The organism is Sodalis sp. (in: enterobacteria) (assembly GCF_047607725.1).
GTDB lineage: Bacteria > Pseudomonadota > Gammaproteobacteria > Enterobacterales > Enterobacteriaceae > JBLKSS01.
The window spans coordinates 1-10,761 of record NZ_JBLKSS010000099.1 but is presented as its reverse complement, the minus strand read 5'-3'; the positions used below and the strand labels follow the sequence as shown (position 1 = coordinate 10,761).

Annotated in this window: 7 protein-coding genes and 2 pseudogenes; 3 read left to right on the top strand and 6 right to left on the bottom strand. The window is 56.2% G+C overall.

The genetic code is table 11. From position 1 onward, the window contains the following. Positions 1-238: 238 nt before the first annotated feature. The 5 genes from ACMX3H_RS09520 to ubiG all read right to left on the bottom strand — a co-directional run bounded on the left by ACMX3H_RS09520 (position 239) and on the right by ubiG (position 6,380). Positions 239-1,087 carry a hypothetical protein gene (locus tag ACMX3H_RS09520; RefSeq protein WP_415210639.1) on the bottom strand — a complete coding sequence of 283 codons (849 nt, stop codon included), beginning with the start codon at positions 1,085-1,087 and terminating at the stop codon, positions 239-241. A gap of 241 nt (positions 1,088-1,328) precedes the next feature. Next, a complete protein-coding gene (gene yfaE / locus ACMX3H_RS09515; RefSeq protein WP_415210638.1) occupies positions 1,329-1,589 on the bottom strand; it encodes a class I ribonucleotide reductase maintenance protein YfaE in 261 nt (86 codons plus the stop codon). 1 nt (position 1,590) lies between these two features. Continuing rightward, positions 1,591-2,721, bottom strand: a complete 1,131-nt coding sequence (gene nrdB, locus ACMX3H_RS09510) for a class Ia ribonucleoside-diphosphate reductase subunit beta (protein ID WP_415210637.1) — start codon at positions 2,719-2,721, stop codon at positions 1,591-1,593. A gap of 49 nt (positions 2,722-2,770) precedes the next feature. Continuing rightward, complete coding sequence (gene nrdA / locus ACMX3H_RS09505; protein ID WP_415210636.1) at positions 2,771-5,053, bottom strand: class 1a ribonucleoside-diphosphate reductase subunit alpha; 2,283 nt, start codon at positions 5,051-5,053, stop codon at positions 2,771-2,773. 577 nt (positions 5,054-5,630) lie between these two features. Beyond that, positions 5,631-6,380 carry a bifunctional 2-polyprenyl-6-hydroxyphenol methylase/3-demethylubiquinol 3-O-methyltransferase UbiG gene (gene ubiG / locus ACMX3H_RS09500; protein ID WP_415210635.1) on the bottom strand — a complete coding sequence of 250 codons (750 nt, stop codon included), beginning with the start codon at positions 6,378-6,380 and terminating at the stop codon, positions 5,631-5,633. A 246-nt stretch (positions 6,381-6,626) separates the two neighbouring features. On the opposite strand from ubiG, the gene gyrA reads away from it, so the two are divergent. From gyrA to ACMX3H_RS09485, 3 genes and pseudogenes are all read left to right on the top strand, one after another. After that, complete coding sequence (gene gyrA / locus ACMX3H_RS09495) at positions 6,627-9,278, top strand: DNA topoisomerase (ATP-hydrolyzing) subunit A (protein ID WP_415210634.1); 2,652 nt, start codon at positions 6,627-6,629, stop codon at positions 9,276-9,278. A gap of 109 nt (positions 9,279-9,387) precedes the next feature. Continuing rightward, positions 9,388-9,611, top strand: a pseudogene (locus ACMX3H_RS09490) (hypothetical protein); the annotation flags it as partial. Positions 9,612-9,694: 83 nt separating this feature from the next. Continuing rightward, positions 9,695-9,862, top strand: a complete 168-nt coding sequence (locus tag ACMX3H_RS09485) for a hypothetical protein (protein WP_415210633.1) — start codon at positions 9,695-9,697, stop codon at positions 9,860-9,862. Positions 9,863-10,332: 470 nt separating this feature from the next. On the opposite strand, the pseudogene ACMX3H_RS09480 reads toward ACMX3H_RS09485, so the two are convergent. Beyond that, a pseudogene (locus ACMX3H_RS09480) lies at positions 10,333-10,626 on the bottom strand (LuxR C-terminal-related transcriptional regulator); the annotation flags it as partial. Between the last annotated feature and the right edge of the window lie 135 nt (positions 10,627-10,761).

The window sequence follows — 10,761 nt, the reverse complement described above, 5'->3', positions numbered from 1 at the left end:
TCAAACCGGGATGGAAATAAAAGTTATTAAAATCAATACAATGTGAAAATGCAATGAGCATAAGCGTGTAACGTAGGTTTACTGTCTCATACAACAAACCCACCAATAATTCAAGACGTCCTCCACGGGGCGCTTACGATTGTCCAGACTTTCAGGCGACATCGGGGCATGCTGGGAAAGGCTGACGTGCGTCAGCGTTTTGGGTAAATGCTCAGGTAAGCGCGGCGTGTCACAGTCTTTAATGTTGAGATCGACCAAATGGGGGGGTCCGCGCCGCCAGATTATCAAGCGCGTTTTCCGCTAATTGAGGCGAATCATTGATGCCGAGCGTCGCCAATGCGGCTGGAAAATGGTCGGGAAGACGCTGAATGCGCTTTGCTTGAAAGACTTCGACGGTCTGGGGAATATCTCCCTCACACTGCACGTCAGGATAGCCGAGTACGTTAAGCGTGATAAGCGCATCCCGTGAAGTGACCGAGCATAGGAGATGATTCGGCGTCGGTTCGAGATGTTTTTCGGGCGTGAGAGACGTCGAGGGCCGGGGTGTAAAACGTAAGCGGGGCGCGTGAGGCTGGGCTGCGTTGAAACTCTCTCCTTCCGGCTGTCGAAACAGGGCATGCGCTTTGTCTTTGCCGCCGGCGCGCGGCGTGGTCTCAGTAAGGCGAGGGGGCGTATGGAAAGGGAATGTCTTTTCATAAGCATAAACGGCGTCCTCCTGGTAATCCGCTTGTACGGTATAACACTCTTTTTGCAAGTTCAGCGACAACACCGGTTTAAAGTCTTTATCGGCGAGGGTGAACATCAAATCATTCACCTGGGTAAAATGAAGCTTGTCGCTGTAATTTGCCATCCCCCGCAATTGTTCAAAATAGATTTTGATATCGCGTTTTGTGATGTCGGCAGGGGGATGACAGAGTTCATTCAAGATGAAGAGACATTTTTGGGTATCGCCATGAAAGAAAAAGTCTTTGATCTTTTCCCAGATCGTCATCGCCGGTAATGACTCGCTGTTATTTTCCATAATTTCCCCAATGCGCGCCGCGCTGAGGGTATTAGAGAAAAAAGAATTTCCGATATTGATTGCCATAACGCACCCCTAATGGTCTATCTGCTGTATTTAAAGGACTGCCGGCATTTTCATTCATTTCTAATCATTCGCTAATAAGGTGTTTTGCGTATCATGGGGCTGCGCGCGGAGGGAAAATCAATTTCATGGCGCATTCATCGCGCGCAATGGCAGCAGGCGCATCGGGTAAGAGGGAGAAGGCGGAGGGGAAGAGGGAGAAGCCGGAGGGGGGAAATGATGGCCTCCGGCCTTGCGGCCGGAACTATAATTCCAGCTCGATATCGTCGACCGGCAGGCAGCAGCAGGGCAGAATTTCCCCGCGGCCGACAAACGCCAGCGGCTCCTGGTGGTATTTCACTTCCCCCGCCCGCAGGCGCAGGCGACAGGCGCCGCAGTAGCCGGAGCGGCACTGGAATTCCACCGGCACCTGGTGCGCCTCCAGTGCGTCCAGCAGCGAGCGATGCACCCCGCCGCAGGAAAAGGCTGAGCCGTTTTGGCGCAGGTGGATAACAGGTTGGGCCATGTTACAGCTGGAAGTCGCTGAGGTCGTCGCTATTAACTTCGGCATCAATCTGCCCCACCAGATAGGAGCTTACCTCCACCTCCTGCGGCGCCACCTGGACGTTATCCGACACCAGCCAGGAGTTGATCCACGGAATCGGGTTGGAGCGGGTGGTAAAGGGCAGATCCAGACCGACCGCCTGCATGCGGATATTGGTGATGTATTCCACATACTGACACAGAATATCTTTGTTCAAACCGATCATCGACCCGTCGCGGAACAGATAGCTCGCCCAGTCTTTCTCCTGTTGCGCCGCCAGCAAGAACAGATCGTAGCTTTCCTGCTGACATTCGCGCGCAATCTCGGCAATTTCGGGATCGTCCTCGCCGGAGCGCATCAGGTTCAGCATATGCTGGGTGCCGGTCAGGTGCAGCGCTTCGTCGCGGGCGATGAGGCGAATGATTTTGGCGTTGCCCTCCATCAGTTCGCGCTCGGCGAAGGCGAAAGAGCAGGCGAAACTGACATAGAAACGGATCGCCTCCAGAGCGTTGACGCTCATCAGGCAAAGATAGAGCTTTTTCTTCAGCTCATGCAGATTCACCACCACCGTTTTACCGTTGACCTGGTGCGTGCCTTCCCCCAGCAGATGATAATAACTGGTCAGTTCGATAAGACCGTCGTAATAGCCGGAGATATCCTTGGCGCGTTTGAGGATCTCCTCATTGGTGACGATATCGTCGAACACCAGCGACGGATCGTTGACGATATTGCGGATGATGTGGGTATAGGAGCGCGAATGGATAGTTTCTGAAAACGCCCAGGTTTCCACCCAGGTTTCCAGTTCCGGTATCGAAATCAGCGGCAGCAGCGCGACATTGGGGCTGCGGCCCTGGATGGAATCCAGCAGCGTCTGGTACTTGAGGTTGCTGATAAAAATATGTTTTTCGTGCTCCGGCAGCGCTTGATAGTCGATGCGATCGTGCGACACATCCACCTCTTCCGGACGCCAGAAGAACGACAATTGTTTCTCAATCAGCTTCTCAAAAATGTCGTATTTCTGCTGATCGAAACGGGCGACGTTAACCGACTGACCGAAAAACATCGGCTCCAGCAGCTGGTTATTTTTAACTTGTGAAAACGTGGTATAGGCCATGGGGACTCCCGTTACACACGGGCGGCATCGTTACCGCCCGCGTCCATGTTCAAATCTTGCAGGCGCCGCTTTCGCAATCGTCCTGCTGCGTCGACTGCATGTCTTCCTGAGCGTCTTCCGCCCCGTCGCGGGTATTCTGGTAATACAGGGTCTTCACCCCGAACTTGTACGCGGTCAGCAAATCCTTCAATAGCTGCTTCATCGGGACTTTACCGGCCGGGAAACGGGACGGGTCGTAATTGGTATTGGCGGAGATGGCCTGATCGACGAATTTCTGCATCACGCCCACCAAGTGCAGGTAACCGTCGTTGCTCGGCATCTCCCACAGCAGCTCATAGGCTTCCTGCAAACGGATGGACTCCGGCACCACCTGGCGCAGGATACCGTCTTTGGAGGCTTTGATGCTCACCAGGCCGCGCGGCGGCTCGATACCGTTGGTGGCGTTGGAAATCTGCGAAGAGGTTTCCGATGGCATCTGCGCCGACAGGGTGGAGTTGCGCAAGCCGTGCTGCAAGATGTCCGCGCGCAGCGCTTCCCAGTCGTAATGCAGCGGTTCGCTGACGATGCTGTCGAGATCTTTTTTATAGGTGTCGACGGGCAAAATACCCTGCGCGTAGGTGGTCTCATTAAACCACGGGCAGGCGCCGCGCTCACGGGCCAGATCGTTGGAGGCCTTCAACAGGTAGTACTGAATGGCTTCAAACGTACGGTGGGTCAGATTGTTGGCGCTGCCGTCGGAGTAGCGTACGTCATGCTTGGCGAGATAATAGGCGAAGTTAATCACCCCTACACCGAGGGTACGGCGCCCCATGGTGCCGCGCTTGGCGGCCGGGATCGGATAGTCCTGATAGTCGAGCAGCGCATCGAGTGCGCGCACCGCAAGCGTCGCCAGCTCGCCCAAATCATCCAGGCTATCGATTGCCCCCAGGTTGAAGGCCGACAGGGTACACAGGGCGATTTCGCCGCTGTCGTCGTTAACATCCTCCAGCGGCTTGGTGGGCAGGGCGATTTCCAGGCACAGGTTGGACTGGCGGATCGGCGCCACCGCGGTGTCGAACGGGCTGTGGGTGTTGCAATGATCCACGTTCTGCACATAGATACGGCCGGTGGAAGCGCGCTCTTGCATCATCAGCGAGAACAGTTCCACCGCCTTGATACGGCGCTGGCGGATGCTGCTGTCCTGCTCATACTGAGTGTACAGCCGCTCGAATTCATCCTGATCGGCGAAGAAGGCGTCATACAGTCCCGGTACGTTGGAGGGGCTAAACAGCGTGATGTCCTCACCCTTGACCAGGCGCTGGTACATCAGTTTGTTAAGCTGCACGCCGTAATCCATATGGCGCACCCGGTTGGCTTCCACTCCGCGGTTGTTTTTCAGCACCAACAGGCTTTCCACTTCCAGATGCCACATGGGGTAGAACAAGGTGGCCGCGCCGCCGCGCACGCCGCCCTGGGAGCAGGATTTGACGGCGGTCTGGAAATGTTTATAAAACGGAATACAGCCGGTATGGAAAGCCTCGCAGCCGCGGATCGGGCTGCCCAGAGCACGAATGCGGCCGGCGTTAATGCCAATCCCTGCGCGCTGGGAAACGTATTTCACAATCGCGCTGGAGGTGGCGTTAATGGAGTCGAGGCTATCGCCGCATTCGATGAGCACGCAGGAACTGAACTGACGGGTCGGGGTGCGTACGCCGGACATAATTGGCGTCGGCAGCGAAATTTTAAACGTCGACACCGCATCATAGAACCTTTTGACGTAGTCGAGGCGGGTCGCGCGCGGATAGCCGGAAAACAGGCAGGCGGCCACCAGCATATATAGAAACTGGGCGCTTTCGTAAATCTCGCCGGTTACCCGGTTTTGCGCCAGGTACTTTCCTTCAAGCTGTTTGACGGCGGCATAGGAAAAGTTCATATCGCGCCAGTGATCGATAAACCAGTCCATCTGCTCGAATTCGTCGGCGCTATAGTCCGTCAGCAAATGTTTATCGTATTTGCCCATCTCGACCAGCCGCGAGACATGATCGTAGAGTTTCGGCGGCTCAAACCGACCGTAGGCTTTTTTGCGCAAATGGAACACCGCCAGCCGGGCGGCGAGATACTGGTAGTCGGGCGCCTCGCGCGAAATCAGATCCGCCGCGGCTTTGATAATGGTTTCGTGAATATCGGCGGTTTTGATGCCGTCGTAGAACTGGATATGGGAACGTAATTCCACCTGGGAAACGGAAACGTTTTCCAGCCCTTCGGCCGCCCAGTCGATGACCCGGTGGATTTTATCGAGGTTAATGGTTTCTTTACGTCCGTCGCGCTTGGTGACTAGCAGACTCTGGTTCATGCGGCTTTATACCTGTCTGTATGACCCGCAAACGCCCTGCTGGCGCGCAGGCAAAATAGTGCCTTGCCAGGGGCAAATCACTATATATGGGGTCTTTTCGTTAGTTTGGTAACAAGATAGTGACAAAGCCACCGCAATGCAAGTGAATAACTTGCCAACTTTTGTGGATAACGTTGGGGAGAAACTGTCAGCAAACGGGTAAGCCGCTATTGTGCCTGCGCTTCGCGGTTGTCAATTGCGGGGGATAAATTTTTCTAAAATAATGCGATCGTTGCTTAATTGAACGCTCTCTGTTTTTGACGGCGCCGCACGGCGGGCGCCAACGGCCCGGCACGAGAAGGATCCCGGATAGAAACGGCAGCTCCCGACCCGTTAGGCGGCCCAACAGGGAAGATAACGTCGCCGGCGTGACAGGCATCCCCCGAGGGAAGAGAACGCCCTCGGCGTGACAGGGGGCTCGCGCGTGAAGACAACATCTCCGGCCTGACAGGAGTTCAGTGCGCGAAGAACAACGCTACAGGCCTGACGAAGACGCCTGACGGAAGAGAGCGCCCCTGACGCAGTGGCGGGCAGCGCTTTACGCTTGCCGGCGTGTATGCAGCATATAATTCACATCCACGTTACCGCCCAAATAGAAACGATCCCGCAGCGGATTGTAATGTAAACCGATAATATGCTGCTCGCGCAGCGGGGTGTTGTCCACCCAACCCAGCAACTCGGCGGGTTTGATGAATTTATTAATATCATGCGTGCCCCGCGGCACCATGCGCAGCACATATTCGGCGCCGACGATGGCCATTAGCCAGGCCTTCGGATTACGGTTCAGCGTCGAAAAAAACACCTCGCCGCCCGGTTTCACTAACCGCGCGCAGGCGCGGACGATAGACGCAGGATCCGGCACATGCTCCAGCACTTCCATACAGGTCACCACATCATAGGCGCCGGGATGCGCCTCGGCGTGCGCCTCGACCGTCTCCTGGCGATAATCCAGGGCCACGCCGCTTTCCAGCGCGTGCAGGCGGGCAACCGCCAGCGGTTCGGCGCCCATATCCAGTCCGGTCACCTTCGCCCCTTCGCGCGCCATGCTTTCCGCCAGAATGCCGCCCCCGCAGCCGACATCCAGCACGTTTTTTCCAAACAGCCCGCCGGCGCGTTCGAGAATATAATCCAAGCGCAGCGGATTGATGCGGTGCAGCGGTTTAAATTCGCCGTCAAGATCCCACCAGCGAGCAGCGACGGCGTCGAATTTGGCGATTTCGCCCGGATCGACGTTTTCCTGACGGGGCGGGGCGTTATGGTCCGCTTCATTACTTACTTCGGGGGTCATGTAAAAGCTCCTTATACCTTTATCGGCTAAGTATACGCACAAACGGGCTGTCCGGCAGCCCGTTTGCCCGCAAAAGCCTGCATTAGCGGCGTGCGGGGACCGTCGGCTGGCGCCGGTGGGGACATGAGATGATTCCGGTACGCCTTTCAACGGTGACTGTGCCCTTTCACAGAAAAAAGATGGTATACTTTTTTGACACCTTTAAATCCGGGTAGAAGCTTCATTTAGTAGAGGGATAGCGGCTCTATGAGCGACCTTGCCAGAGAAATTACACCGGTCAATATCGAAGAAGAGCTGAAACGTTCTTATCTGGATTACGCCATGTCCGTCATCGTCGGACGCGCGTTGCCGGATGTGCGGGACGGACTCAAACCCGTACACCGTCGCGTGCTGTTCGCGATGAGCGTGCTCGGTAATGACTGGAATAAACCTTATAAAAAATCGGCGCGCGTCGTCGGCGACGTCATCGGTAAATATCACCCCCACGGGGATACCGCTGTCTACGACACCATCGTGCGTATGGCACAGCCGTTCTCGCTGCGTTACATGCTGGTGGATGGCCAGGGCAACTTCGGTTCCGTTGACGGCGACTCCGCCGCGGCGATGCGTTATACCGAAGTGCGCATGGCGAAAATTGCCCACGAATTGCTGGCGGATCTGGAAAAAGGGACCGTCGATTACGTGCCCAACTATGACGGCACCGAGCAAATTCCCGATGTCATGCCCACCAGGATCCCCAACCTGCTGGTCAACGGCTCTTCCGGCATCGCGGTGGGGATGGCCACCAACATTCCGCCGCACAACCTCGCGGAAGTCATCGACGGCTGTCTGGCCTATATTGACGATGAGAACATCAGCGTCGAAGGCCTGATGGAGCATATCCCCGGTCCCGATTTCCCCACCGCCGCCATCATCAATGGCCGGCGCGGCATCGAAGAGGCATACCGCACCGGGCGCGGCAAAATCTACATCCGCGCGCGCGCCGAGGTGGAAACGGACGGCAAAACAGACCGCGAAACCATCATCGTGCATGAAATTCCCTATCAGGTGAATAAAGCGCGCCTGATTGAGAAAATCGCCGAGCTGGTCAAAGAAAAGCGTGTCGAGGGCATCAGCGGCCTGCGCGATGAATCCGACAAAGACGGTATGCGCATTGTCATTGAAATCAAACGCGACGCGGTAGGGGAGGTGGTGCTTAACAATCTGTACTCCCTGACCCAGCTGCAGGTGTCGTTCGGTATCAATATGTTGGCGCTGCATCAGGGGCAGCCGAAGATCCTGCCGCTGAAGGACATTTTATCCGCCTTTGTGCGCCACCGCCGCGAAGTGGTGACCCACCGCACTATTTTTGAGTTGCGCAAGGCCCGCGAGCGCGCCCATATTCTGGAAGCGCAGGCGGTGGCGCTGGCAAACATCGACCCGATTATCGAGCTGATCCGCCAGGCGCCGACGCCGGCGGAAGCGAAGGCCGCCCTGGTGGCGCGTTCATGGGCGCTGGGCACCGTCTCCGCCATGCTGGAGCGCGCCGGCGACGACGCCGCGCGGCCCGAGTGGCTGGAGCCGCAGTACGGCATCCGCGACGGTCAATATTATCTGACCGAGCAGCAAGCCCAGGCGATTTTGGACCTGCGGCTGCAAAAACTGACCGGTCTGGAACACGAAAAGCTGCTTGATGAATACAAGGAGCTGTTGACCCAGATAGCGGAACTAATTCGCATCCTGCAGAATTCGGACCGCCTGATGGAGGTGATCCGCGAAGAGCTTGTCGCCATCAAAGAGCAGTATAGCGATCCGCGCCGTACCGAGATTACCGCCAATACCTCGGATATCAATATCGAAGACCTAATTAATCAGGAAGATGTTGTCGTCACCCTGTCCCATCAGGGTTACGTGAAGTATCAGCCGTTGACGGACTATGAAGCGCAGCGCCGCGGCGGTAAAGGCAAGTCGGCGGCCAGCATCAAGGAAGAGGACTTCATCGACCGCCTGCTGGTGGCGAATACCCACGACACCATCTTGCTGTTCTCCAGCCGGGGACGGATGTATTGGATGAAGGTCTATCAGTTGCCGGAAGCCAGCCGCGGCGCCCGCGGCCGGCCGATAGTCAATCTGTTGCCGCTGGAGTCCAACGAACGTATCACCGCCATTTTGCCGGTGCGTGACTATGAAGAAGGACGCCACGTCTTCATGGCGACCGCCAGCGGCACCGTGAAGAAAACCTCGCTTATCGAGTTCAGCCGCCCGCGCAGCGCCGGCATTATCGCCGTTAATCTTAACGATGGCGATGAGCTTATAGGCGTGGACCTGACCGACGGCAGCAATGAAGTCATGCTGTTTTCCGCCTATGGCAAAGTGGTGCGTTTCCCGGAAAATCAGGTGCGCAGCATGGGGCGGACCGCGACCGGCGTCCGGGGGATCAATCTAGCGGAAGGCGACCGGGTGGTGTCCCTCATCGTGCCGCGCGGTGAGGGGCCAATATTGACGGTCACCCAGCACGGCTATGGCAAGCGTACCGCCCAGGCGGAATATCCGACCAAGTCCCGCGCGACCCAGGGCGTTATCTCCATTAAGGTGAGCGAACGCAACGGCGAAGTGGTGGGGGCGGTGCAGGTGGATGACTGCGACCAGATCATGATGATAACGGACGCCGGCACGCTGGTGCGCACGCGGGTTTCCGAGGTGAGCATCGTCGGGCGCAACACCCAGGGCGTGACGCTTATCCGCACCGTGCAGGATGAGCACGTGGTGGGGCTGCAGCGCGTCGCCGAACCAGTGGACGATGAGGATCTGGACTCGGTGGCGATCCCGGATGCGACGCCTGAAGACGACCTCATGGATACCGATGAAGCGGATGACGGCGTCAGCGATGACGATGATGTCGACGGTGAACGCGAATAATACCCTCGGCCGGCGACGTGCCGGCGCGTAAGGGTCATAAACAAGAGCCAGCGCGGTTGCGCTGGCCTTTTTGATTCTGGCTGGTTTTCTTTATCTGAACGGTACGGGTTTGAAATATCTCACTTCGTTTCGCACTACGGTCAAAATCTTCCGCTACCTGTTCAGGACGCTGGCGCTAATGCTGTGGGCGCTCTGCGCGCTATTATCCTCTATTTTTTCAGCATGCTGCACCAGCGGGAATCCGTGCTGCGGCAGGAATACGACAATAGCTACGAGCAGGCGCAGAATTATATCCGGCACTCGGCGGATATCACGTGCCAGCTGAAATACATGTAAGCGTACGCCCAGCGCCGTCTGTTAATTTCCCATCAAGTTATTGAAGATGATGTCCATTATTTTTTTAATGGGCGCAATTCATGAAACAAACCCCACCAAAACCCTCAAGACGTCGTCCCAATTTCCCGTTGGACTTTAACATTAAGCTGGTTGAGCAGGCGCTCCAGCCCGGCGTATCCATTGCCAAGCTGGCACGGGATAACGGTATCAATGTTAAAGTCCAGCGGGAAATTGGGACGACGTCTTGAGGGTTTTGGTGGGGTTTGTTTCATGAATTGCGCCCATTAAAAAAATAATGGACATCATCTTCAATAGCTTGATGGGGAATTAACAGACGGCGCTGGGCGTACGCTTACCTTGAAAGCGGGGTGGGTTTGCAGCGAGCGTCTGCGAAGGGTGAACAAGCAGAGAATATCCCGGTCGCGGTGGCGTCAATGTCAGCCGAAAACCTGATAGGTAGCGCGCCAAATGTCTTATAATCAGTCGCCATTCTTCGTCTGGCTTTGGTTGCCCTGGCGCGGGCGGCGAGGCGCTAAAGCGGGGGAACCGTGCGGGGTCTATGGGGCCGTTACCTTTGTTCCTGCGGCGGTCGAAACGCTACACCGAAACAGACCCGGGCCTGTGTCACGCCATTGCAACCGCGCCGGACGCGACCAGGGGCCGAACCCCGGCGGCGGAAAACACAATTCGCCGCCATGGCTGGCCAACGGTGGCAAGGCTAGTCGGTCAATCCAAGTCGGCGGGAACAATTCAGCAGCTCCGTGACTTTATGCACATTCAACTTTCGCATGATATTCAAGCGGTGGGTCTCCACCGTCTTAACGCTGATACATAACTGCTCAGCGATTAGCCGGTTGGTGTTGCCATCGGCGATGAGTTTGAGGATTTGCCGTTCCCGGGGCGTCAGCAATTCCTGATTGTCGGCCTCCATGCTTAGGGCGGTATGGATCATATCCCGGTTCAGCGCCGGATCCACATAGTATTTGTTGACCGCTACGGTTTGTAGGTAAGCGCCCCGTGGAGGACGTCTTGAATTATTGGTGGGTTTGTTGTATGAGACAGTAAACCTACGTTACACGCTTATGCTCATTGCATTTTCACATTGTATTGATTTTAATAACTTTTATTTCCATCTCGGTTTGAGTGA

Coding starts and splice junctions, on each gene's coding strand:
- ACMX3H_RS09520 (WP_415210639.1), bottom strand. CDS start 1,087: ATGGCAATCAATATCGGAAATTCTTTTTTCTCTAATACCCTCAGCGCG.
- yfaE (WP_415210638.1), bottom strand. CDS start 1,589: ATGGCCCAACCTGTTATCCACCTGCGCCAAAACGGCTCAGCCTTTTCC.
- nrdB (WP_415210637.1), bottom strand. CDS start 2,721: ATGGCCTATACCACGTTTTCACAAGTTAAAAATAACCAGCTGCTGGAG.
- nrdA (WP_415210636.1), bottom strand. CDS start 5,053: ATGAACCAGAGTCTGCTAGTCACCAAGCGCGACGGACGTAAAGAAACC.
- ubiG (WP_415210635.1), bottom strand. CDS start 6,380: ATGACCCCCGAAGTAAGTAATGAAGCGGACCATAACGCCCCGCCCCGT.
- gyrA (WP_415210634.1), top strand. CDS start 6,627: ATGAGCGACCTTGCCAGAGAAATTACACCGGTCAATATCGAAGAAGAG.
- ACMX3H_RS09485 (WP_415210633.1), top strand. CDS start 9,695: ATGAAACAAACCCCACCAAAACCCTCAAGACGTCGTCCCAATTTCCCG.